Annotated in this window: 24 protein-coding genes; 15 read left to right on the forward strand and 9 right to left on the reverse strand. The window is 73.3% G+C overall.

Annotated features, from left to right (window positions below):
- Positions 1-39 precede the first annotated feature (39 nt).
- The 3 genes from ACWDVB_RS01275 to ACWDVB_RS01285 are packed head-to-tail and all read left to right on the forward strand — an operon-like array spanning position 40 to position 1,084.
- Positions 40-483, forward strand: coding sequence for a phage tail protein (locus ACWDVB_RS01275; protein ID WP_451513467.1), 444 nt, complete (start codon positions 40-42; stop codon positions 481-483).
- Positions 483-929, forward strand: coding sequence for a hypothetical protein (locus tag ACWDVB_RS01280; protein ID WP_451513468.1), 447 nt, complete (start codon positions 483-485; stop codon positions 927-929). Before ACWDVB_RS01275 ends, ACWDVB_RS01280 begins: the two co-directional genes overlap by 1 nt.
- The gene (locus tag ACWDVB_RS01285; protein ID WP_451513469.1) at positions 926-1,084 is read left to right on the forward strand and encodes a DUF6760 family protein; all 159 of its coding nucleotides are present in this window, start codon (positions 926-928) and stop codon (positions 1,082-1,084) included. Before ACWDVB_RS01280 ends, ACWDVB_RS01285 begins: the two co-directional genes overlap by 4 nt.
- A gap of 1,714 nt (positions 1,085-2,798) precedes the next feature.
- Here ACWDVB_RS01285 and ACWDVB_RS01290 read toward each other — a convergent pair.
- Positions 2,799-2,948, reverse strand: a complete 150-nt coding sequence (locus ACWDVB_RS01290) for a hypothetical protein (RefSeq protein WP_451513470.1) — start codon at positions 2,946-2,948, stop codon at positions 2,799-2,801.
- 961 nt (positions 2,949-3,909) lie between these two features.
- On the opposite strand from ACWDVB_RS01290, the gene ACWDVB_RS01295 reads away from it, so the two are divergent.
- The 10 genes from ACWDVB_RS01295 (at position 3,910) to ACWDVB_RS01340 (ending at position 13,761) form a co-directional block, all read left to right on the forward strand.
- The gene (locus ACWDVB_RS01295; RefSeq protein WP_451513471.1) at positions 3,910-4,344 is read left to right on the forward strand and encodes a hypothetical protein; all 435 of its coding nucleotides are present in this window, start codon (positions 3,910-3,912) and stop codon (positions 4,342-4,344) included.
- An 82-nt stretch (positions 4,345-4,426) separates the two neighbouring features.
- Positions 4,427-4,864: a phage tail protein gene (locus ACWDVB_RS01300; RefSeq protein WP_362991594.1), complete on the forward strand. Its 438-nt coding sequence runs from the start codon at positions 4,427-4,429 to the stop codon at positions 4,862-4,864.
- A gap of 1 nt (position 4,865) precedes the next feature.
- Positions 4,866-5,615: a CIS tube protein gene (locus ACWDVB_RS01305; RefSeq protein ID WP_451513472.1), complete on the forward strand. Its 750-nt coding sequence runs from the start codon at positions 4,866-4,868 to the stop codon at positions 5,613-5,615.
- A 22-nt stretch (positions 5,616-5,637) separates the two neighbouring features.
- On the forward strand, positions 5,638-7,485 hold the full coding sequence (locus ACWDVB_RS01310) for a VgrG-related protein (RefSeq protein WP_451513473.1): 1,848 nt from the start codon (positions 5,638-5,640) through the stop codon (positions 7,483-7,485).
- 78 nt (positions 7,486-7,563) lie between these two features.
- Complete coding sequence (locus tag ACWDVB_RS01315) at positions 7,564-7,977, forward strand: GPW/gp25 family protein (RefSeq protein WP_451513474.1); 414 nt, start codon at positions 7,564-7,566, stop codon at positions 7,975-7,977.
- A gap of 6 nt (positions 7,978-7,983) precedes the next feature.
- Positions 7,984-9,945: a putative baseplate assembly protein gene (locus ACWDVB_RS01320; protein WP_451513475.1), complete on the forward strand. Its 1,962-nt coding sequence runs from the start codon at positions 7,984-7,986 to the stop codon at positions 9,943-9,945.
- Positions 9,946-10,202: 257 nt separating this feature from the next.
- Positions 10,203-10,739: a phage tail protein gene (locus ACWDVB_RS01325; protein ID WP_451513476.1), complete on the forward strand. Its 537-nt coding sequence runs from the start codon at positions 10,203-10,205 to the stop codon at positions 10,737-10,739.
- Between the two features lies 1 nt (position 10,740).
- A complete protein-coding gene (locus ACWDVB_RS01330; protein ID WP_451513477.1) occupies positions 10,741-11,904 on the forward strand; it encodes an NADase-type glycan-binding domain-containing protein in 1,164 nt (387 codons plus the stop codon).
- 137 nt (positions 11,905-12,041) lie between these two features.
- Positions 12,042-12,500 (forward strand): hypothetical protein, encoded by a 459-nt coding sequence (locus ACWDVB_RS01335; RefSeq protein WP_451513478.1) that lies wholly within the window; start codon positions 12,042-12,044, stop codon positions 12,498-12,500.
- Positions 12,493-13,761 carry a PucR family transcriptional regulator gene (locus ACWDVB_RS01340; RefSeq protein WP_451513479.1) on the forward strand — a complete coding sequence of 423 codons (1,269 nt, stop codon included), beginning with the start codon at positions 12,493-12,495 and terminating at the stop codon, positions 13,759-13,761. The genes ACWDVB_RS01335 and ACWDVB_RS01340 overlap by 8 nt, the downstream gene beginning before the upstream one ends.
- Here the strand turns inward: ACWDVB_RS01340 and ACWDVB_RS01345 are convergent.
- From ACWDVB_RS01345 to ACWDVB_RS01375, 7 genes are all read right to left on the reverse strand, one after another.
- On the reverse strand, positions 13,729-14,562 hold the full coding sequence (locus tag ACWDVB_RS01345; RefSeq protein ID WP_451513480.1) for an esterase/lipase family protein: 834 nt from the start codon (positions 14,560-14,562) through the stop codon (positions 13,729-13,731). The genes ACWDVB_RS01340 and ACWDVB_RS01345 overlap by 33 nt on opposite strands.
- 341 nt (positions 14,563-14,903) lie before the next feature.
- Entirely contained in the window at positions 14,904-15,767 is an 864-nt protein-coding gene (locus ACWDVB_RS01350) for an SGNH/GDSL hydrolase family protein (protein WP_451513481.1), read from the reverse strand.
- A 227-nt stretch (positions 15,768-15,994) separates the two neighbouring features.
- On the reverse strand, positions 15,995-16,918 hold the full coding sequence (locus ACWDVB_RS01355) for an LLM class F420-dependent oxidoreductase (RefSeq protein WP_451513482.1): 924 nt from the start codon (positions 16,916-16,918) through the stop codon (positions 15,995-15,997).
- Between the two features lie 432 nt (positions 16,919-17,350).
- Positions 17,351-17,833: a DUF6099 family protein gene (locus ACWDVB_RS01360; RefSeq protein WP_451513483.1), complete on the reverse strand. Its 483-nt coding sequence runs from the start codon at positions 17,831-17,833 to the stop codon at positions 17,351-17,353.
- A 248-nt stretch (positions 17,834-18,081) separates the two neighbouring features.
- Complete coding sequence (locus ACWDVB_RS01365; RefSeq protein ID WP_451513484.1) at positions 18,082-18,417, reverse strand: nucleotide pyrophosphohydrolase; 336 nt, start codon at positions 18,415-18,417, stop codon at positions 18,082-18,084.
- Positions 18,414-19,580: an ATP-binding protein gene (locus ACWDVB_RS01370; protein ID WP_451513485.1), complete on the reverse strand. Its 1,167-nt coding sequence runs from the start codon at positions 19,578-19,580 to the stop codon at positions 18,414-18,416. Before ACWDVB_RS01370 ends, ACWDVB_RS01365 begins: the two co-directional genes overlap by 4 nt.
- A 126-nt stretch (positions 19,581-19,706) precedes the next feature.
- Positions 19,707-20,099 (reverse strand): cell division protein SepF, encoded by a 393-nt coding sequence (locus ACWDVB_RS01375; RefSeq protein WP_451513486.1) that lies wholly within the window; start codon positions 20,097-20,099, stop codon positions 19,707-19,709.
- 267 nt (positions 20,100-20,366) lie between these two features.
- Here ACWDVB_RS01375 and cbiE point away from each other — a divergent pair, with 267 nt between their 5' ends.
- Positions 20,367-21,647: a precorrin-6y C5,15-methyltransferase (decarboxylating) subunit CbiE gene (cbiE, locus tag ACWDVB_RS01380; RefSeq protein ID WP_451513487.1), complete on the forward strand. Its 1,281-nt coding sequence runs from the start codon at positions 20,367-20,369 to the stop codon at positions 21,645-21,647.
- A gap of 21 nt (positions 21,648-21,668) precedes the next feature.
- The gene (gene cobM, locus ACWDVB_RS01385) at positions 21,669-22,418 is read left to right on the forward strand and encodes a precorrin-4 C(11)-methyltransferase (protein WP_451513488.1); all 750 of its coding nucleotides are present in this window, start codon (positions 21,669-21,671) and stop codon (positions 22,416-22,418) included.
- Positions 22,419-22,427: 9 nt separating this feature from the next.
- Here the strand turns inward: cobM and ACWDVB_RS01390 are convergent, their stop codons facing one another.
- Positions 22,428-23,081, reverse strand: a complete 654-nt coding sequence (locus ACWDVB_RS01390; protein ID WP_451513489.1) for a hypothetical protein — start codon at positions 23,079-23,081, stop codon at positions 22,428-22,430.
- Positions 23,082-23,101: the final 20 nt, after the last annotated feature.

Raw genomic sequence — 23,101 nt, forward strand, 5'->3', positions numbered from 1 at the left:
CAGGTCCCCCGAGAACCATCACAACAGGAGTGAAACCCCTTGTCCCTTCAGCCCGGTGACGCCCTCACCACACACAACTTCGGCCTGCAGATCGACGGCGTCATGGTCGAGTACCTGCAGGAGGTCAGCGGCCTCTCCATGGAGCAGGACGTCATCGAGTACCAGCAGGTGTCGGCGGACGGGAAGCCCGTCGTCAAGAAGATGCCCGGCGTGAAGAAGGCCGGCGAGTGCACGGTCACGCGCGGCATGACGCAGAGCCCCGTCTTCAGCGAGTGGATCAACAAGTCCATCGCGGGCGACATGGGTTCGGCGCGCAAGAACGCCACGATCATGATGATGGACTACCAGAACACTCCGGTGAAGCGGTACAACCTGCGCAACGCCTGGTGCAGCAAGGTGGAGACCAGCGGGGTCAAGGCGGGCGACGCCGCCGCGCTGACCGAGCAGGTCACCATCGTCTTCGAAGAGCTGGTCATCGAATAATGCGGCGCGAAGGCCCGGCGGGGGCGGCATCGGGTGCGGCTGCCGCCGCGGGCGGGGCGGCGGGGAGCCGTGAACCGCTGCGCACGGAGTTCGAGTTCGAGTTGCCGCGCGGCTTCGTGGACGAGTCCGGGACCGTGCACCGCAACGGCGCGATGCGGCTCGCGACGGCACGCGACGAGCTGGTCCCGCTGCGGGACGTGCGCGTGCGCGAGAACCCCGCGTATCTGTCGGTGGTCCTGCTCGGCCGGGTCATCACCCGGCTCGGCACGCTCGGCTCCGTCCACGACGGCACGGTGGAGAACATGTTCGCCTCCGACCTCGCCTTCCTCCAGGACTTCTACCGGCAGATCAACGCGGAGGGGCACACGCGGGCGGCCGTGGCGTGCCCGCACTGCGAGGAGTCCTTCGAGGTGGAGCTGGCCGGGAGCCGCCTGGGGGAATCGTGACGTACGCGGCCGACCGCATCGAGGAGGAAGTCGCGTACCTCGCCTATCACTTCCACTGGGGCATGGACGACATCCTCGACCTCGAACACGGGGACCGGCGCGCGTACGTGTCGCGGACGGCCACGTTGGTGGAGCGGGCCGCGGCGAGGGAGTGAGGGGGTGAGTGAGTGACGGGCGGCGGTGTGATGCGGGTGCCGTCGGACGCGGGACTGTTGGGGCCTTGGGGCCTTGGGGCGTTGGTGAGTCGAGGTAAGTGATGGGCTTGTTCGGGTGGCGACGTGGGGCGCGCGGGCGTGCGGCGTCCGGGCGTGCGGCGTCCGAGCGTACGACGTCCGATCGCGGGCCCGTGGAGTCGGCGCCGCGTGGTGGCGTCGACGCCGGTTCCGGCCACGGGGCCGATGCGGTGGCGGCGGGCGCGCGGGGCGGGGTCGGCGGCTGGGCCGTCGTGCCGCCGGTCCAGCGTGTTCTGGCGGCGCCGCGTACGGTCGCCGAGCGGGGCTTCGGGGCGACCCTCGCCGCGCACCAGGACCCGTCCTTCGGCGGGGAGTTGGCCCATGCGGTGACCGCCTCGGCGCCGGGCGGCCTCCTCCACGACGTCCTCAGGCCCGTGGCCGGGCACCCGGCGAGGCTTGACCTGCCGGTGCTGAAGCTGCCTGTGCGTGGGCTGGTGGAGGGTGAGAGTGAGGGTGAGGAGAGGCGTACGGGTTCGGTTCAGCGGCCGGCGGTTCCGTCTGCGACTGCGGCTTCGGCTTCGGCTTCGGCTGCTGGGGGGCGCGAGGCTCCCGCTTCGGGTGGCGGTGCGCGCAGGGGGCGGGGCGCGGGCCCTGGCGCCCACGGGGCGCCGTCCTCTGGTTCAACTCCCCCTAGCGGTACGACTGCCCGACGCACCGCTCCCCGCTCCGGAAGCCCCATCCCAAGCAGCCCCGAGGGCAACACGCCCCCACTCACCGACGCGCCCCAGAACGAACCCACGCACGTCCCCAACGCACTACAACCACAGCCACGACCACACGGCGGAACGCCCAACACCGCGCCACCCCAGCCGGTACAGCGCAAGGCAACCACTCCGAGCCACAAGTCGGCCCCTACCCAGACCACGACCAACACCACCTCACCACTGACCGGCACCCGAACGCCCCCAGCCGGGCGCCCGGCCCAAGACGCGCCCGACCAGGACCCCAACGCCCCGGCGCCCGGCACGGGCCAGGCCCGGCCCAGCCACAACGCACTGCCCCCGCAGCCGCGTCCCCATGGCGGGACGCCCAACGCCGCCGCCACCCCGGCCACGGGCGTGGGCCGGGACCAGCCCCATCACGGCCACAACGTACTGAGCCCGCAGCCGCTTGGCGGGCCGCCCAAGGCCGCCGCCAACCGCGCGTCGAACTCCACCACCGCGGCCACCGGCGCCAGCGGAGACCAGCCCCATCTCCCCCGGAGCACACCTCACCCGCAACCAAACGGCGGAACACCCAACACCGACACCACCCCGCCTACCGACACGGGCCGAAGCCAGCCCGATCACGGCCACAACGCACTACGCCCGCAGCCACTTGGCGGGCCGCCCAAGGTCGCCGCCAGCCGCACACCGAACGTCACCACCCCGGCCCCCGGCACACCCCAGCCCGTGCAACGCAAGACAGTCAGCCCCGGCCACAAGCCCGCGCCCACCCAGACCACGACCAACACCACCGCACCACTCACCAGCACCCGAACCCCCGCCGCCCCCAGCACGGGCCAAGGCCAACCCAGCCACAACGCACCGCAGCGGCACGCCGAAACGCCCAATACCCCGGCCGCGGCCGACACCGCACCGCTCAGCAGTGCCCGCAATGCGCCGCCCCCGAGCGGCACCCCGGCCGTCCCGGCCGTTCAGCGCTCCGTGGCCTCCGGCTCCGCCGCGTCAGGTACGGGCTCCGTGCCCCTGGTGCGGCCCACGCCCGCAGGGCGTTCCCCCTTGGTGGCCGCCGCGCCGAGCGCCGTGCCGCGACGGCAGTTGTTCGCCGTCAGGGCCACACCCACGAACGACCCGGACGCCTCCGTCCGGGCCCACGATGTCCCCGGGCCGGTGCCCCCCGCCGGCCCGGGGATCCCTGCCGCCGCCGCTTCCCGTCCAGGGAGGGCGGCCACGGCAGCGGAACCCGTCGCTGTGCGGGCGGATTCCCCCATCCAGCCCGTACAGCGACGGCCTCTCGTACGCCGGGTCCGGCGCACCGCCCCAGACGGCGGACACCCCCGCACCGGACTCGGCCGGCCGCTGAGCCAGCAGAGCCCAGACCCGGCGCCGCAGGGCGACACAGGCCGCGCGCCAACCACCCCCGCCCAACGACCCACAGCCACCACCCCAGCACCGACGCGCCCCCCATCCGCCGACACCAGCACCGCCCCCGGCCCCACCCCGGCAGCCCCGCAGGGCAGTACACGCCGCGCCCCGATCGGCGCGCCAATCACCCCCGCCCAACGGCCCACAGCCACCACCCCCGCACCGACGCGCCCCCCATCCGCCGACACCAGCACCGCCGTCCCCGGACCCACCCCGGCACCCACACAGCCGCCCTCCGCCGCCCAAAGCAACACCCCCGGCCCCATACCGGCGAACCCGCACAGCGATACACACCGCGCCCCAATCAGCGCACCGACCACCCCAGTACAGAAGGCCACGCCCCCCAGCCCCACACCGGCACCCCCGCAAAGCAACACCCACCGCCCCGTACCACCGAGCACCCCCAAACCACTGCCCGTCGCCCCGCTCAACCGCCGTATCGCCCCCGGCGGTTATCGGCCCGCGGCAGCCCGCGCCGTCGCTCTCCCCCTGGCCCCCTCCCGGAGCCTCACCGTCCAGCCCGCGGCAGCGCACCGCGGCGCTTCGGCCACGCGGCCCGCCCCGCAGACGGCCCCGGCCCCCGTGCCGCTCCAGCGGTCCCAGGGAGCCGGTCCGCAGAGCGGAGGCGGTTCCTCCGTCGGGGCCGCCGCTCCGGTCGTCGTGCCTCTGGGCAAGTCCGGCCACCGCGCACCGCGACGAGCACCCGCACCGCCCGTCATCCCCGTACGCCCCGCCACTCAGCCCCCGGCGGCCGCCCGCCCGGCAACCGGCCGACCGCCGGCCGTCCAGCGGCGCTCGGCCGAGCCCGCCCCCAGGCCCGGCCCCGGCCCTGTCCCCGCCGCCGCGCCGCCACCCCCTCCCACCCCCGCCGCTCGCCCCACCAGCCCCGCGAACAACTACGGCGGCAGCACCAAAACCGGAACAACCACCCATCCGGAGCCGTCAGCCCACCCCTCCCCCGAATCCGGCCCCACCGGCCCCGCCGACCTCGACGACCTCGCCCGGCGCCTCCTCGCCCCGCTCTCCCGCCTCCTGCGCGCAGAGCTCCGCGGTGACCGTGAGCGGATCGGGCGGCTGCGCGACCACGGCCGCTGATCGTCGCTCCGCCCCACCACTCGCACGCCGACCGGCCCCACCACCCGTACGCCCCAGCCACCTCCGCCACAGGAAAGAACCCATGCCCTCGACCCTGGACCCCGGCTCCACCGTCTTCTTCAAGCTGACCATCGACGGTCAGGACCTCGGCCTGTTCAACGGCTGTGACGGGCTGTCCTCCGAGGTGGAGGTGGAGCAGCGGCAGGAAGGCGGCAACAACGGGTTCGTCTGGCAGTTGCCCACCCGCGTGACCTTCTCCACCATCCGCCTCACCCGGCCCCTCACCGCCGACACCTCCCGCGTGGCCGCGTGGATCTCCTCCATCGCCACCGGGATCTCCCGGCCCACGGCCCAGATCGCCGCCCTGCGCGCGGACGGGTCCGTCGTCGCGCAGTGGGGGCTCGTGGAGGTGCTGCCCGTGCGCTGGCAGGGGCCGAGCCTCAGCCCGGACAGCCCGAGCGTGGCGACGGAGACGCTGGAGATCGCGCACCACGGGTTCACCGACGCGGGAGGTGCCTGAGATGGCCGCGCCGACCGGCGGCAAGGCGGGGGCGAGTCTGGTGCGGGCCGCGCTCGCCATCCACCAGCCGCCCACCGACCTGGGCGGGTCGCTGGGCGGGAAGATCGGCGAGGTCGAGTTCCAGTTCAACCCGACGCAGTTGCAGATGGGCCGGTCGGCGCAGTGGCGCACGCAGCCCGCGGTCGCCTATATGCGGGGCGCCCCGCCGAAGTTCACCGGGTCCGTGCCCGCCACGCTCCAGCTGGAAGTCTTCCTCGACTCCTCGGGCGCGCCGGCCTCCGGCAAGGTGCAGAAGCAGGTGGACCTGCTGCTCTCCTGCTGCGAGGTGACGCCGCAGAGTGTCACCTCCAAGCGGCCGTCGCCGCCGTGGGTGCGGTTCTCCTGGGGGTCGTTCAACACCGTGCAGTTCGTGGCGTATGTGACCAGTGTCAGCGCGACGTACACCCTGTTCAATCCGACCGGCGAGCCGATCCGTGCCAGCTGCGCGCTGTCGCTCACCGAGGTGGCGATGCCCACCAAAGGGCAGAACCCGACGTCCGGCGCGCTCTCGGCGCGCCGGGTGCACCGCACCGTCGCCGGTGACTCGCTGGCGTCGCTGGCCTGGCGGGAGTACGGGGACGCCACGCGCTGGCGGCTGATCGCCGAGGCCAACGACATCGACGACCCGATGCGGCTGAGACCCGGCACGGAGCTGCTGCTGCCCGCCGCCGAAGAGGCCCGACCCGCCCCCGCGAACGTGGAGTCCGCATGAGTGAGAAGAAGACGTACACGCGATGAGTGAGAAGACGTACACAAGCGTCCTGCACGCCGAGATCGGCGGCTCCGTGCTGCCCGACAAACTGGCCGCGCTGCTCGTCGAGGGCTGGGTGGACGCCAGCGTCAACGTGCCCTCCGCCTTCCAGCTCACCTTCGCCGACACGGGCGGCGACATCCTGGAGAAGTTCCCGCAGATCAAGGTGGGCGCCAAGGCCGTCCTGTGTCCGTTCACCGACGGCGTGCGCGGCAAGCCGATGCTCACCGGTGAGGTGACCGCCCTGGAGGTCGACGCCGACGCGGGCGGCAAGTCCCTCGTCGTACGCGGCTACGACCCCGGTCATCGGCTGCTGCGCAACCGCCGCGTGCAGGGCTTCCCGAACATGACGGCCTCCGACATCGTGCGGCGCGTCGCCGCCCTCAGCGGGCTGAAGCTCGGCAAGGTCGACGCGACCCCGACCGTGTACGAGCTGGCCACCCAGCCCAACATCACCGACTGGGACTTCCTCTCCCGCCTCGCCCAGGAGAACGACACCCATCTGTCGTTCGACGAGGACGGCAAGCTGTGCTTCGCGGCGCTCGCGCCCGCCGCGGGCGCGCCCGCCGACACGACTCCCGCCGCGCAGAGCCCGTACGTCCTGGAGTTCGGGCACAACGCGCTGCACAGCCGCGTCGCGGTGACCGCCGCCGGGCAGGTCGCCACGGCGGGGGCGCGCGGCTGGGACATGCGGGCCAAGCGGGCCCTGTCCGCCCGGTCACCGGCGGCCATGAGCAAGGACATCGTCACCGACATCACGCCCGGCCAGCTCTCGCGCCCCTTCGGCACATCCGAGCTGACCGGGACGCAGACCCCGTACACCACGCAGGCCCAAGTCACGCACGCCGCACGGGCGTTGGCCGACGATGTGGCGGGGTCCTTCGCGGAGGTGGAGGTCGCCGTCACCGGCAATCCCGAGCTGCGGCCGGGGCGGCCGGTGGCGCTGAAGGGGGCCGGTTTCCCCTTCGAGGGCAAGTACACGGCGACGGGTGTGCGCCATCTCTTCGAGTCGGGGCGGCAGTTCACGACGTGGCTGACCGTCTCGGGGCGGCAGTTCCGCTCGCTTTACGGCCTCGCCTCCGGCGGCGCCGACGCCTCCCCGCCGCTGCCGGGCGTCGCGATGGCCCTGGTCAGCAACGCCAAGGACCCGCTCAAGCTGGGCCGCGTCAAGCTGCGCTTTCCGTGGCTCTCGGACACGTACGAGAGCGACTGGTGCCGCGTCGCGCAGCTGGGCGGCGTGCGGGGCGGCGGGCTGATGCTGCCCGAGGTCGGTGACGAGGTGCTCGCCGCCTTCGACCGGGGCTCGCTGGAGCATCCGTACGTGCTCGCCGGGCTGTACAACGGCGTCGACAAGCCGACACCGGACCCGGACGGCCTGCCGGCCGTCGACCCGACGAGCGGCCGGGTCAACTGGCGTTCCCTCGCCTCGCGCAGCGGTCACACCGTCGAGCTGGTCGACGCCAAGTCCCGTATGAAGAGCGGGATCCGGCTCCAGACGGGGAACGGACGGCTGACCGTCCACATGGACGAGACGCGCACCAGCGTGACCATCCGCAGCGACGGGTCCGTGTCCATCTCGGGGACACGGAGCGTGGACATCAGAGCAGGCGGCAATCTGTCGCTGACCGCCGGGGGGTCGCTGACGCTGAGCGCCGCGGGGGCCGTGGACATCAAGGCGGGCGGGAAGTTCGGCGTCACGGCGGGCGGCGCGGCGGACATCAACGCGACCGGCCTGGTGGGCGTCAAGGCCGTCGGCCCGGTCACGCTCACCTCGGTCGCCACCGTCTCGCTCATGGCACCCGCCGTGCTGCGCAACACCCTGCCGTTCTAGGCGGGTTCTGGCCCTTGGGCCTCGCGTCCAGGGAGTTCCAGTTGGAGTTGAAGTCCGTGTCCAGGGGAGTTGAGGGTCGTGAGTGAGCAGTTCGTCGGCGCGGGCTGGACGTTCCCGCTGCGTACGGACGCGGGGGGCGGCATCGCGCTGGCCCGCCGCGAGCGCGAGATCGAGGAGTCGATCCGGCTCGTGCTGGCCACCGCGCCCGGTGAGCGGCCGATGCGGCCGGAATTCGGCTGTGCCGTACACGACTTGGTGTTCGCGCCGGTCAACGAGGCGACGGCGGGCCGCATCCGGTACGAGGTGCGCACCTCCCTCGACCGGTGGGAGCCGCGCATCGAGGTCCTGGACGTCGAGGTCAGCCCGGCGCCCGACGAACCGTCCGTCCTGTTCATCGACGTGAGCTACACCGTGCGCGGCATCAACAACCCGCGCAGCCTCGTCTTTCCCTTCTACGTGATCCCGTCCACGGAATCAGAGAGCGGAGTCTGAAGTCCGATGGCCCTGCCCGCACCCCACCTCGACGACCGGCGCTTCCAGCAGTTCGTCGACGACGCCAAGCGCTACATCCAGCAGCGCTGCCCGGAGTGGACCGACCACAACGTCTCCGATCCGGGCGTCACCCTCGTCGAGGCGGTCGCGCACATGGCCGACCAGGTCGTCTACCGCCTCAACCGTGTGCCGGAGAAGAACCACCTGGCCTTCCTCGACCTGCTCGGCGTCACCCTCTTCCCGCCCTCCGCGGCCCGCGCCGACGTCACCTTCTGGCTCTCCGCGCCGCAGCCCGAGCCGGTGGTGCTGCCCGCCGGGACCGAGGTGGCCACCAGCCGTACCGAGACCGAGGAGGCGGTGGCCTTCGCGACCGAGGCGGACCTGACGGTGGTGCCCTGCGTACTGGAGGCGGTGCTGCGCCAGGAGGCGGACGGCACGCCGCAGGACCGCGGGCAGGACGTGTTCGGGGGGCGTGACGTCGGCGTCTTCGCCGAGGCCCCGCGGCCCGGCGACACGCTGCTCTTCGGACTCAGCGCCGCGGTGCCCGCCTGTGTGGCCGTGCTCCAGCTGGACAGCCGGGTGGACGGCGTCGGCGTCGACCCGCGCCAGCCGCCGCTGGTGTGGGAGGCGTGGACCGCCGACGGCTGGGCGCGGTGCGAGGTGGAGGAGGACTCCACCGGTGGCCTCAACCGGCCCGGCGACGTGGTCCTGCACATCCCGGTCGGGCACATCGTCTCCCGGGTGGGGCGGCAGGACGCGGGCTGGCTGCGCTGCCGGGTGGTCGAGGCCGCGCAGGGCCAGCCGTTCTACAGCGCGTCGCCGACCGTGCGGGCCGCGTCCGCGTTCACCATCGGCGGCACGACCGCCGTCGCGCACGCCGATGTCGTACGCGATGAACCCCTCGGCGACTCCACGGGCGTCCCCGGGCAGCGCGTCCGGCTCACGCACGCACCGGTCGTCGCCGACCGGCCGCCGCTGCTCCTGGAGGTCTCCGACGGTGAGGAGTCGGGCTGGGACGCGTGGCAGGTCGTCGACCACTTCGCCGCGTCGGGACCGTACGACCGCCACGTCACCCTGGACGCCGCGACGGGCGAGATCGCCTTCGGCCCCGCGGTACGTGAACCGGACGGCACCCTCCGGCAGTTCGGTGCGGTGCCCGCCAAGGGCGCCGCGCTCCGCGCCACGCGCTACCGCACCGGCGGCGGGCGCGCCGGCAATGTGGCGCGCGGCGCGATCCAGGTGCTGCGCAGCTCCATCCCGTACGTCGCCCGGGTGGAGAACCGCGAGGCGGCGCGCGGCGGTGTGGACGGCGAGACCGTGCAGGAGGCGAAGGTCCGCGCGCCGATCGCGCTGCGCGCGCAGGAGCGGGCGGTGACCGCGCGCGACTACGAGGAGCTGGCGCGGCGCGCGGCGCCCGAGACGGCCCGCATCCACTGTCTGGCCGCGGAGTCCTCCGAGGCGGGCGAGAACGCGGTCCGGGTCCTCGTCGTCCCGCAGGCCGTGCCGGACCGCGGCGGCCGCCTCCGCTTCGAACAGCTCGTCCCCGGCGACGAACTCCTCTCCCGCGTCACGCACTTCCTCGACGACCGCCGCCCGCTCGGCACCCGGCTCGCCGTCGGCCCGCCCTTCTACCAGGGCGTCACGGTCGTCGCCACGCTGCACTCCTTCCGCGCCGCGCAGGCGGAACGCGTACGTGCCGACGCCCTCGACGCGCTCTACGCCTACCTGGACCCGCTGACCGGCGGGGCGCACGGCACGGGCTGGCCGTTCGGCCGCCCGCTGCGCTCCGGCGAGATCTTCGCCGCGCTCCAGCGCGTACCGGGAGTGGAACTGGTCGACGAGGTCCTCCTCCACCCCGCCGACCCCCTGACCACCCGCCGCGGCGACGCCACCGACCGCATCGAACTGACACCGTCCGCGCTGCTCTTCCCATTCGACCACCGCGTCCGTGTGATAGAGGCGCGATGACGGGGCGGGAGCCGAGGGGGGCGGGGAACCTGCGGAAGGCGGACGTGACCGGTCCGGGCCGGGGGCCGCAGGCGGGTGCGCCTTCGGCGTCGGGTGCGGGGACGGGGCTCGGCTCGGGTTCTGGGCCCGGGTCGGGACTCGGTCCGAGCAAGGGCTTCGGCTCAGGGGCGGGCGGCGGGTCCGGCTCCGGGCGCGGCTCGGGAGCCGGTCCAGGACCGGGCCCCCGGGGCGGGTCGTGCCGTGGCTCGCTGCCGGGGATGGTTTCCGCGCATCCGCTCGCCGAGCAGCTGCCCGCCGTCTTCGCCGACGACGACTTCGCGCTGCGGTTCGTCTCCGGGCTCGATGTCGTGCTCGCGCCGGTCTTCACCGTTCTGGACTGCCTGGACGCGTACTTCATGCCCGCCCTGGCACCCGAGGACTTCCTCGGGTGGCTGACGGACTGGGTCGGCACGGAGCTCGACGGCAGCGAGCCGCTGCCGGTGCGCCGTCACGCGGTGGCGTCCGCCGTCGCCCTGCACCGCGTCCGCGGCACCCGCCGCGGCCTCTCCGCCGCCGTCGAACTCGCCTTCGGCATACGGCCGCACATCGGCGAGAGCGGCGGCGCGACCTGGTCCGCGCGGCCACTGGGCGCCTTCCCCGGCACCCCGCGCCCCGCCCTGCACGTCACCCTGCGCGTGCCCGACCCGGCGGCGGTCGACCCGTACCGCCTGCGGTCCGTCGTCGCCGCCGCCCGCCCGGCGCACCTCCCCTTCACGGCCGAGGTGACCGCCATGCCTGCCCCTGAAGGAACCTGAGATGCCCCACACCTCCTCCACCACGCCCCCGTGCCCCGAGTGCGGCACCCCCGCCCAGCAGCGCGGCCAGTCCTTCTGCGACTCCTGCGGCGCCTTCCTGCGCTGGGACACCCCGGCGGGCGTCGCCCCCGCGCCCACGCGGCAGGCCGACGCCGATCCGGACGCCGCACCGGCTCCGACTCCGGCTCCGGCCCCTGCCCCTGCCCCCGCATCCGGCGGCACCGACACCACCGCCCCGCTCCCGGCGACGACGACCGGACCCGCGGAGCCCACCAGCACCTCCTCGTCCGGCCCCTCCTCCTCCGGCCCCTCCTCCTCCGACACCGCCATACGCTCGCTGCTCGTCCCCGTGCCGGAGGCCTCCGAGGCCGTCGCGCCGCCGGAGACGCCGGGCGGCGTGCTGCCGGGCAGGCCCGACGCGGCGCGCCCGAGGGTGCGGCGGGCCGCCGTGCCCGCCGAGCCCGAGACCGGTGCGGCGTGCCGCAGCTGCGGGACGGCCAACGCGCTGCGCCGGCACTTCTGCCGCAGCTGCGCCCACCCCCTGAAGGACTCCGCCGCCCCGACCGCCGAGGGCCCCTACGCGGGTCAGCGGCCGCGCCTGCACCGGGACCGCACCCGATGGATCACCCGCGCCGTGGGGATCGCGGTGATCGCCGGTCTGGTGGTCGGCGGCATCTTCGGCGGGCCCCCGGCCGCGCGGGCCGTGCAGGACCACTTCGCCAAGCGGGTCCCCGTCCACCCCACCGGCTTCAGCGCCTCGCACTCCGCCCCCAAGCAGGCCGCGAAGCTCGCCTTCGACGGCTACTCCAACACCTGGTGGGGCACGGGCTACGCGGGCGACTCGGCGGGCCAGTGGCTGCAGGCCGACTTCGGCCAGCCCACCGACCTGCTCAACCTCCTGATCACGCCGGGCAGCTCCGCGCGCACCGCGCAGGCCGCCGCGCAGGCCAGGCCCATGGAGTTCGACCTGGTGGTCAGCGACTCGGCGGGCAAGGAGCACACCTTGCACCGCCGGATCAACGACGGCGGCGTACAGAAGATCGACGTACGGGTGCGGGACGCGGTGAGCGCCCGGCTGATCCTGCGCTCCGCGTACGGCGTCGCCGAGGACCGCCAGGTGGCCATCGCCGAGCTGGAGTTCTTCGGCCGCTCGGCAGGGCAGTAATCGGCAGGGCGGTAAGGGGTTCCACGGCCGGAGGTCCCGTCACGCGCGCGCCGCGTGACGGGACCTCCACCGCTCTGTGAGCAAACGATGACAGCCCTCCCGACCAGCGCTTTCACGCGCTCGGGGCGTACTGGATCGTGCCGGACGGACAGAACTCCCCGTCCCTCTTCCAGGGTGGCCTGTTCCTCCACGCACTGGCCGCCGCCCTGCTCATCGCCTGCCTGGCGCGGGCACCCGGCAGCCCGGCCGGCCGAGTTCCCGCCAGCGCTCCCCTGCGCCGGGCGGGGCTGCTCTCGTACAGCCTCTACCTCTGGCACTGGCCCCTCTTCGTCCTCCTCGACGAGGAGCGGCTCGGACTGTCGGGACGGCCCCGCACGGCCGTCGTCGTCGCCGTCTCCGTGGCGGCGGCCGGGCTCTCCAAGGTCCTGGTGGAGGATCCGGTACGGTTCCGGGCCCGCTGGGCACGCGGCCGCACCGGAGCCGTCGCCGTCCTCGCCACGGTCCTCGCGCCGGTGGCCCTGTGGGCGGCCGTCCCCGAACCGAGAACGGGGGCGGGCTCGGTCGACATCACTCGGCTAACCTCCGACGGTGGCTGACAGCAACGGAGTCTTCGTGGTGGGCGGCCGGGCACTGCACGAGCGCCTGGCCGCCGGCCTGCCCGCCTACGCCGACCTGGTCCTCGCCGAGGTCACCGCCCGCATCCCCGCGTACGGCCTGTTGCCGACCGAGGAACTGGGCGGTGACATCAGACGCGTGATCGAACAGACCCTGCGGTCCTTCATCGACGTACTGCGTACGAAGGAACTGCCCGCGCGGGAGGAGCTGGACTTCCTGCGCGAGTCCGCCGCGCGCCGCGCCGAGGAGGGCATTCCGATCGACGTGGTGCTCACGGCGTACCACGTGGGGATGCAGGTGATGTGGGAGTCCCTGACGCCCGAGGTCCGGCCGTCCGAGGTCGTCGACGTGATGGCGGCGAACACCCTGGTCCTGCGCTATCTGGAGCTGGTCGCACCCGCCGTGGGCGCGGGCTATCTCGACGAGCGCCAGACGCTGTTCGACGACGAGCGCTCCGCGCGGTACACGCTGCTCTCCGCGCTCCTCGAAGGCACCCCGGCCGACGCCGCGGCGTCCCGGGCGGGGCTGCGGCTGCCGCCCTGCTATCTGGTGCTCGCGCTCACGGTGGGGCCGCACCCCGACGAGACGGCGTCGGGCGTCGATCCCGCGGTCGCCGGACGCCGCAAACTGCGCCGGCTGCGCGCGGAGTTGGAGCGACAGGTCCGTGGTCCCGTCCTGTCGTCCCTCACCTCGCAGGGCGGCATCGCGCTGCTGCCGAGCGAGGTGGCGGCCGCCGAGCTGACGGCGGGCGACTGGGCCCGACTGACCCGGATCGTCGCCGACGTCGGCCGTGCCGCCGGAGCGGACGTCACGGCGGGCGCCACCGCGGCGGAACCCTCCGCGGTGGTACGGGCCGCCGCCACCGCCCGCGAGATCCTCGACGTCGCCGTGCGGTTCGGGCGCCCCCACGGTCTGTACCGCCTGGACGACGTCCTGCTCGAATACCAGCTCTCCCGCCCCGGCGAGGCCCTGGACCGTCTCGCGGCCCTGCTCCACCCCGTCGAGGCGGACGAGGATTTGCTGCGGACGCTGGAGGTCTATCTGCGGTGCGGAAGCCGACGGCCCGCGGCCGCCGAGCTCCACGTCCACCCGAACACGGTCGACTACCGCCTCCGCAAGATCGCCGAACTCACCGGCATCGACCCGGCGCGCACCCCCGACATCCCCCTGCTCCACGCGGCGCTCGCGGCCCGCTCCGCCCGGCGCGGCTCAGCCGCCGAGGACCGGCAGGACGGGGGTTGAGCAGTCGGGCCCGCGCGCGGTGCCCGGATCGAGCGCGTTGAGCACCTCGCGCAGCGCCACATGGTCGTAGGCGAGGGCGAGATGGTCGGCGAAGTCGTTGCCGCACAGCTCCTGGACCGTGATGTTGCGCGCCCCGGGCCCGTCGAGGAACTGCGACCTGTACGGGGTGACCACCGGGTCGTACGTGGTCGCGAGGGTGGTGTAGCGCACCCCGGAGACCGTGTCCGGCAGGGAGTTGAGCCTGTTGATGAAGTCCGAGCCGCGCAGCTGCTGACGGGCGGCCGGATCGAGGGTGCTGGCGATCCCCTCAAGGCCGGGGAACACCTTGAACAGCGCCCTGATGCCCTTGTCGAGGCCGAGCGCGGTCGAGCCGTGGCTGGTCGGCGCGAGCCCGACGAGGTCGTGCACCTTCGGCGCGCCGCCGAGGAACTTCACGTAGTACTGGGCGAGGGTGCCGCCCTGCGAGTGGCCGACCAGGTCGACCTCGGCGGCGCCGGTCTCGCGCAGGACGCGGTCGACGAAGCCGGCCAGTTCACCGGCGGAGGCGGGGATGTCACCGGTGCCGCCGACCTGTCCGAGCTTCAGGCCGCCGTAGTTGAGCGCGAAGACGCAGTAGCCGTCGTTCTTGAGCAGCGGGGACAGGGCCCTCCAGTTGATGGCCATGTTGACGTGGGTGCCGTGCAGCAGGACCACGGGGCGCGGGTGCTTCTCACCGCGGCAGGACCAGTCGTTGGCGCCGGGCGGGGCGCCGCCCGGACGAGCGAGCGAGGCGACCACTCCTGGGACGGAGTGGTAGACCACGGGGAGCCGGTTATCCCTGTCGGCGGGTGCGGGTGAGCTTGCGGCTGCGGGCGCGGGTGAGGGTGCGGGTGCAGCTGCGGGCGCGGGTGAGGGTGTGGCTGCGGGTGCGACTGCGGGCGCGGGTGTGGTTGAGGGTGCGGGCGCGGGTGCGGTTGCGGGTGCGGGTGTGGCTGCCGCTGCCGCCGACGGGGCGCCGGTCAGGGCCGCTCCGACGAGGGCGGCCGCCGAGGCGAAGAGGGCCGCCCTGCGGTGCACGGACCGCCTGGCTGTGTCGCCGGATCGCATGCCCGCGCTTGCGGTTCGCATGCCCGCGCGTGCGGTTCGCATGCCCGCGCTCCCCCTCAACGGGCCGCGGCGGCGACGGCGTCGCCATAGACGGCCATGCCCTGCTCGTTCGGGTGCAGCGGAGCTGCCGGGTGCGCGGGGACCAGGCCCTCCAGGTAGCGGTCCTTCGGCGCGGCACAGATGTCGTGCCCCACCGTCAGCGCGGCGACGTCGACGAACCGCGCGCCGTGCGCCTTCGCCTGGTCCCGGACCACCGCACTGATCTTGTTCATGACGCCCTGCAGATAGTCCCCGTCGCGGGCCCAGACCGGCTGCTTCGGATGGCAGCCGCCCTCGCGTATGTACGTGCCGTACCCCGTGACGATGATCCTCGCGTGCGGGGCGCGCCGCTTGATCTCCTCCAGCGCGGCGCCGAACGTCGGCGCCCACTTCTCGACGGCCTCATCCAGCCGGTCCTCGCCGCCCGCCGTGAGCCGGTCCGCGCAGGACAGGCCGACCGGTTCGGGGAGGAAGTTGAGACAGTCGAGCGCCTGCTGGAACAGGCCGCTGTCATTGGCACCGACCGTGACCGATACCAAATCGGTGCTCTTCTTCAGGGCGTCGAACTGCGGCGGCAGCAGCCCGAGCCTGCGGCCCGCGAAGTCCTTCGTCGTGGCGCCGGAACAGCTCACGTCGGTCAGCCGCGCGCCGAGCGCCTTCGCCGCCACGGCGGGGTAGTTGCGGTTCGAACGCAGGCAGAGCAGGTTGATGTCCTGCTGCGGGATCAGCGGACCCGCCGCCGCGGAATCCCCCATCGCCACGTACTCCAGGGGTTCTCGGGGTACCTCCTCCGTGGCCTGTGCCGGTGTGGTCACCGCGGCGAGCGCCGCCCCTGCGGCCACCGCCGCACACCCCGCCCCGAAACGTCCACGCAGCCTCATACCGACCTCCGTCATCCTCGACCGTCCGAAGTACCGCGCCTCACATCCTGCGGTCCTGCCGCGGAAACGGAGGTGGAATGTACTCCAGAGTCAGCGAGCGCCCGTTGTGACGCGTCACAGATCGAGGAAGGGGAGGGGAGGGGGAGGGGGGCGGCCGCCGGGCACCGGAGGGGTGCGCCCGGCGACCACGTTCTGGGGGCCACCTCGGAGGGGGCCGCTTGGGGTTGCTAGGACAGCTGGGACTGCACCTGTGAGGAGATGAGCTCCAGGTGATCCAGGTCGGCCAGGTCCAGAAACTGGAGGTAGACGCGGCCGGCGCCGATCGCCTCGTACCGCCCGATCTTGTCGACGACCTCGGCCGGCGAACCCGCCAGACCGTTGGCCTTGAGCTCGTCCACCTCCCGGCCGATGACCGCCGCGCGCCGGGCGACCTCCGCGTCGTCCTTGCCGACGCAGGCCACCAGCGCACTGGAGTACACCAGGTCGCTCCCCTTGCGCCCGGCCTGCTCGGCGGCCGCGCGGACCCGGCCGAACTGGCGCTCGCTGTCCTCGATCGAGGCGAAGGGGATGTTGAACTCGTCGGCGAACTGCGCGGCCAGGCGCGGGGTGCGCGTCGCGCCGTGGCCTCCGATGAGGACCGGCACCTTGGGCTGCGCGGGCTTGGGCAGGGCCGGGGAGTCGGTCAGCTGGTAGTGCTTGCCGTCGAAGTCGAAGGTCTGGCCGGTCTCCGTCGCCCACAGGCCGGTGACGATCTCCAGCTGCTCCTCCAGGCGGGCGAACTTCTCCTTCGGGAAGGGGATGCCGTACGCCCGGTGCTCCTCCTCGAACCAACCCGCGCCGAGGCCCAGTTCGACGCGGCCGCCCGACATCTGGTCGACCTGCGCCACCTGGATCGCGAGCACGCCGGGCAGCCGGAAGGTACCCGCGGTCATGAGCGTGCCCAGCCTGATCCGCTTGGTCTCGCGCGCCAGCCCGGCCAGCGTGATCCACGCGTCCGTGGGACCGGGCAGCCCGTCGGCGGAGCCCATGCGCAGATAGTGGTCCGAGCGGAAGAACGCGTCGAAGCCGAGGTCCTCCGTGGCCTTGGCGACGGTGAGCAGAGTGTCGTAGGTCGCCCCTTGCTGGGGCTCGGTGAAGATGCGAAGATCCATGGCTCCATCCTGCACGCTCGAAGGCCCGCCAACCCTGCCGGTCCCGCCGATCCGCGGCCGCCCCGGTCGGGTGAAAGTCCGTCCACGGGACGGCCAACGCGGGCCCGCGCTGGCGACTCGGCCCGCCGGAAGACCATCCACACGGACGGAACCGAACCACCCACCACCCACGCCGACGCCCGGGCGGAACCCACACCACATTGACGCCCGGCAGTACCGGAACACCGCCGCCTCCCGACGCCCCGGCCAGCGCCGGCGAAGCCCGCACCGCATAGGCCCCCGGCGGGGCCGGAACACCGCCACCTCACGACAACCCCGCCCGCGCCGACCGGGCCCCTGCCGCATCGCCCGCGACGCGATCAGAGCACCGCCGCCTCCCGACGCCCCCGCCCGCGCCACACAGACCCCCGCCACGGCCAGAACACCACCACCTCACGACGACCCCGCCGCCGAGTCGCGCTCCGGCAGGGCCCGCTCCCGCACCGCGAGCCTGCGCAGCATTTCCCGGACGCGGTCCCTCGACTCGTCGGCGGCGTCTATCGCCTCCATGCACTGCCAGTACACCCCCTCGTCGGCGGCGCCCATGGCGACCCCGACGAGGGCGATGCCGACCTCGCTGAGCAGTTGGTCCAGCGCGAGCAGGACGTCGTGCGCGTCGCCGGTCTCCGTGAGGCGTGCGGCCCGGATGTCCTCCGTACCGAAGTGGGGAGCGTCCAGCACCCCGCAGGCTCTGCCGCCGACTTCGCTCAGGCCCAGCGCCTCGCCCCGTAACTCCGGCGGGCCCGCGACCGCGAGGCGGCTGCCGATCGCCTGCGCGAGCGCCTGCGACTGCCACACCTCCATGACGATGCCGACCGGGTCCTCGCTCCGCGCCAGGGCGCGCCGGTTCGCCTCGATCAGCCGCATCGCGTTCATGCGCAACCCCCCGTCCATCCCGCGCGCACACGCCGCACGCTCGCCCGAACTCCCGCATCCACTACCCAGCGTGATACTCATCCGGTCGAAAAGCCAGGGGAAGCCGGAAATCTGTGGACAACTAATCGAAATTCGACAAGCAGTCCACTCCGGAGAGTGACGAAAATGCCGGGAAGGGAGGCGAACCAGGGGTCTTACCGGGTCTTGCCCGGGTCTTACGCGGGTCTTACGCGGGTCTTACCCGCGACTTACGGGCCGTCAGGAGCCGGAAAACGCCGCTCGTTCCGCTCGATCTTCGCCGCGAGCGCGGCCAGCGCGTCGATGCCCAGAACTTCACAGAACTGCAGCAGGTACGCGAGGACATCAGCGACCTCGTCCGTCACCCGGTGCGCCGAGTCCGGGTCCTTCATCACCCGCTCCGACTCCTCCGGCGTCAACCACTGGAAGATCTCGACCAGTTCGGACGCCTCCACGCTCAGCGCGGCGGCCAGGTTCTTCGGGGTGTGGTACTGCCCCCAGTCGCGGGCCGCCGCGAACTCGGCCAGCCTGCGTTGCAGGCGCGCTACATCACATCGTTCCGTCACGGCTCCAGGTCTACCACCGCGGCGCCGGCGACGTCGGCCGCCCACCTGGCGTCCCCCACCGCCCCGACCAGGCGGATGTGGCCACGCGCGCAGGTCCGCGCCGCCAGTTCGCCGAGCGCACGCGACTGCCGCGCGTCCAGGCGGCGGTCGAAGCCGTCGGCGAGGACGGTGAGGGTCTGGTAGGCCTCCGGGACCTCCGCCACCGGGTCGACGGCGAGAACGCCGGGCCCGGTGAGCAGAACGAGCGCCAGGGCCAGATACCTCAACTCCCCGTCCCCGAGCCGCGTGAGAGGCGTGCGCACCCCGTCCCCCCGGTCGACGAAGGCCTGCACCGAACCGTCCTCCGCCTCCTCGGCGAACACGTCGACGACCGGCCCCGCACATCCGTCGCGCACCGCCGAGACGAGCAACGCGTGGCGGACCGCACACTCGGCCCGGGTACGCCACAGGACCTCGGCGAGGTTGTCGCAGCCGCTCAACAGCCGGCCCGGACCGATCAGCCCCGCCGGGACCGGCGCACGCATGCGGCCGGGCCGCGGGTCGCAGGGGAACGCCGAACGCAGCGCGACCACGACCTGCTCGGCCGCCGCGAGCACCAGGCGCTGCCCGTCCGTCTTGCCCGCCACGCGCAGCGGCACGAGCGCCGTGCCGAGCCGGTCGTCCGGCATCGGGGCGCGGGTCACGGGCGCCGCGCCCGCGGTGTGCCAGGCCGCCTGCACCATGCGTCGGCCGGGGTCGCGCAGCGCCGTCTCCAGCAGCACGAGGCCGCCGCGGGTCAGCCGCTCACCGACGACGCGCAGTTCGGGTTCGGCCTGGACCGCGAGGTCGAGCCGGATGTTTCCGGCGGGCCCGTCGACCGTGCAGCCGATGCGGAAGCCGCGCCGCCGCTGACCGTCGGCGCGGGCGCGTTCGGGCACGCACGCGACGGGGTCTTCGAAGACGTCGACCAGTTCGGCACCGGCGCCGAGTCGCGCCAGTGCCTCGTACGCACGGAGCGCGCTGGACTTGCCGCTGCCGCTGGAACCCGTGATCAGCGTCAGCGCGCCGAGCGGGAGCACCGTGCCGCGGTGCCCCGCGAAGGCGGACAGCCGCACCTCGGTGACCTGCGGTCGGTCCTGGCCTGCCGCCGGCCGCGCGGCCGGCATCGGAGTATGCACCGTCATGCCGGGAAGCTAAGCGGCGCCGCGCCAGGCGAACCGTTACGCCCGGCCGACCTTCCTACGATCGGGGGATTCACCCACAAGATCTCCCACGTCGACCGGGGAGGGAGTACGGGCGGACACCGGGCCCTAAGGCTGCGCGACCGCGTCCACCAGACCCTGCACTTCCGTGCCCGGCGGCGCCAGCAGGAAGACGTTCTTGTCGACCCGGTGCATGCCGCAGCCCAGCCCCAGCACCACACCGCTGCTGAAGTCCAGAACCCTCTTGGCCACTTCCGTCTCGGCGCCCGTCAGGTCCAGCAGGACCGGGATCTGCGACATGACGGTCTCGGCGACGTCACGGGCGTCCGAGAAGACGTTGACCCGCATCACCACGAAACGCCTGCGCGTCTCGGTCTCCGCGTCGGGCAGCGCGCTGTGTCCGGGCCATGAAGGCCATTCGTTGCGGCTGCGCAGCGGTACGACCTGGGCGAGCCCTTCCCACTGTTCATCGGTGACGTCGTGGCGCTGACTGCTACTCACTGACCCACCCCGTCCTGGCTCGTAGTCGTTGTCTGCACCGGGCAATTCTTACGCCAAGTCACCCGTTCAGCCCAACTGCGACACGGATGCGCGGCCCGCGCCGTGCGGCCGGCACAGAGCGCATCGCGCGCCGGCCTTCCGCCCAGGAAGCCGTGCGGGACACCCACCCGGCCTATTGCAAGTAGTTCGCAATAAGGGTACGCCGCCTGGTCACCAGTAGAGTGCGGACTGCGCAGCCCTTCCGAACCCCGAGGTCAGGTACCCGCAGTGACCCCCGCATCCCCGCCAGGCATACCGGCCGTCACCGTCGTCGGGATCGGGGCCGACGGCTGGGACGGCCTCCCCGCCGCCTCCCGCGCGGCGCTCTCCGACGCCGAGGTGCTCATCGGCGGCCCCCGCCAACTGGACCTGCTGCCCCCTGGGCCATGCCCCGGCGAGCGCGTCGCCTGGCCCTCGCCGCTGCGGCCCGCCGTGCCCGGCCTGCTCGCCGCCCACGCGGGACGCCGGATCGCCGTCCTCGCGAGCGGCGACCCCATGTTCTACGGGATCGGGCGCGCCCTGAGCGAGGAGCTGGGCGCCGCAGGCACACCGCACGCGCCCGCGCTGCGCGTACTGCCGCACCCGTCCTCCGTCTCCCTCGCCTGCGCGCGCCTCGGCTGGCCCGTCGAGGGGACCGAGGTCGTCACGCTCGTCGGCCGCCCGGCCGCGCGTCTGGCCGCCGCGCTGCACGACGGGCGTCGCGTCCTCGTGCTCAGCGCCGACGCGGACACCCCCGGGGAGGTCGCCGCCCTGCTGTGCGAGCGCGGCTTCGGCCCGAGCCGGCTGCGCGTACTCGAACAGCTGGGGTCCGATCGCGAGTCGTCGTACGAAGGTGTCGCCGACGCCTGGTCGCACGCGCCCGGCGCCGCGCTGAACGTCGTCGCCGTCGAGTGCCGCCGCTCCCCCGACGCCCTGCGGCTCGGCGCCGTGCCGGGGCTGCCCGACGCGGCGTACGAGAGCGACGGGCAGCTCACCAAGCGGTATGTCCGCGCCGCCACGCTCGCGGCGCTGGCGCCCGCGCCCGGCGAGCTGCTGTGGGACGTGGGCGGCGGGTCGGGATCGATCGCGGTGGAGTGGATGCGGGCGCACCCGTCGTGCCGCGCCGTCACCGTCGAGAAGAACGCGGTACGGGCCGGCCGCATCACCCGGAACGCCGACCGCCTAGGCGTCCCCGGGCTACGGGTCGTCACCGGCGCCGCGCCCGCCGCCCTCACCGAACTCCCCACGCCGGACGCCGTGTTCATCGGCGGCGGCCTCACCGCGCCGGGCCTCCTCGACGCCTGCTGGGAGGCCCTTCCGCCGGGTGGGCGGCTCGTCGCCAACACCGTCACGCTGGAGTCCGAGGCGCTGCTCACCGACTGGTACCGGCGCCATGGAGGCGAGCTGGTGCGGCTCGCGGTCGCGCAGGCCGTGCCCGTGGGCGGCTTCACCGGTTGGCGGCAGGCCATGCCGGTCACCCAATGGTCCGTCACCAAGCCCATCACCAAGCCCGTTACCAAGACCCCATAAAGACGCAGGAGTTGACAGCAGATGACCGTGTACTTCATCGGCGCGGGGCCCGGCGCGGCCGACCTGATCACGGTGCGCGGCGCGCGGACGCTCGCCGCCTGCCAGGTCTGTCTGTACGCGGGCAGCCTGGTGCCGCGCGAGCTGCTCGCCGAATGCCCGGACGGCGCACGCCTGGTGGACACCGCGCAGCTCAACCTGGACGAGATCATCGCCGAGTTGGTGAGCGCGCACGGACAGGGGCTCGATGTGGCGCGGCTGCACTCGGGCGACCCGTCCGTGTTCAGCGCGGTCGCCGAGCAGATGCGGCGGCTCGACGCGGCGGGCGTCCCGTACGAAGTGGTGCCCGGCGTACCGGCGTTCGCGGCCGCCGCCGCCGCACTGAAGCGGGAGCTGACGGTTCCGACCGTCGGGCAGACCGTCATTCTCACCCGGGTCGCACAGCGGGCCACGGTGATGCCGGAGGGCGAGGACCTCGCCACGCTGGGACGCAGTGGGGCGCTGCTCGTGCTGCATCTGGCCGCGGGATATGTCGACCGGGTGGTCGAGGAGTTGCTGCCCCATTACGGGGCGGACTGCCCTGTCGCCGTGGTCGCGATGGCCAGCCGTCCTGACGAGGTGATTCTGCGGGGTGCTCTCGGCGATATCGCGGGGCAGGTGAAGGAGGCGGGGATCGTCCGAACCGCCGTGATCATGGTGGGCCGCACGCTTGGCGCCTCGCAGTTCCGCGACAGCCATCTGTACTCGGTGGAGCGGGACCGGCACGTGTGCTGACGCCGACGGTTATCGACGCTCAGCCGGTCGCCTCGGCAGCAGGACCAGAGTGGCCGCCAGTGCCGCAAGGGCCAACCCGTACCACCGCGTCGTCGCGCTCTCCCAGTGCTGCACCTGGGACGGGTCGACGAAGAAGGCCAGGTCGTCGGGGAGGAGAAGCAGCGTCAGGACGATGACGATCAGACCGGAGGCCGCCACCGGGCCACCGGCCCGCCCCTGTGTGTAGCGCAGGCCGACGAGGGTGAGGGCCACCGCGAGCAGGGCGAGGGCCAGGGTCTCGACGGCCACGTCCAGGTGTGGGAAGGCAGGACGCGGTTCGTCGTCGAGAGCAGCGCTGACGAGCACCGTGTCGATGGCCCAAGCGGTGACCACCACGAGGAGGCCTCCCGCGACGCGCAGCGAACGGCGCAACCACCACGGGGATGGGCACTGGGAGGTGGTGGTGGCCGCCGGATCGTCCAGAACGAAGGGCAGACCCAGACTGCCGAGGACGGCGGCGAGGTGCAGCAGCGCGGCTGCCGGACCGGGCCCGATTCCGATCGAGAAGACGCCGGGCACGGCGCAGAGGGCCACCCCCAGAGCGGCACCGCACCAGAGCGGCAGGGTACGGGTCGCGCGGAATTCCGGCCGCAGCAGCGGCATCACGGTCAAGTGCGTACGCATGTGGCGCCTTCCCAGGTCAT

Source organism: Streptomyces sp. NPDC003379 (assembly GCF_053589195.1).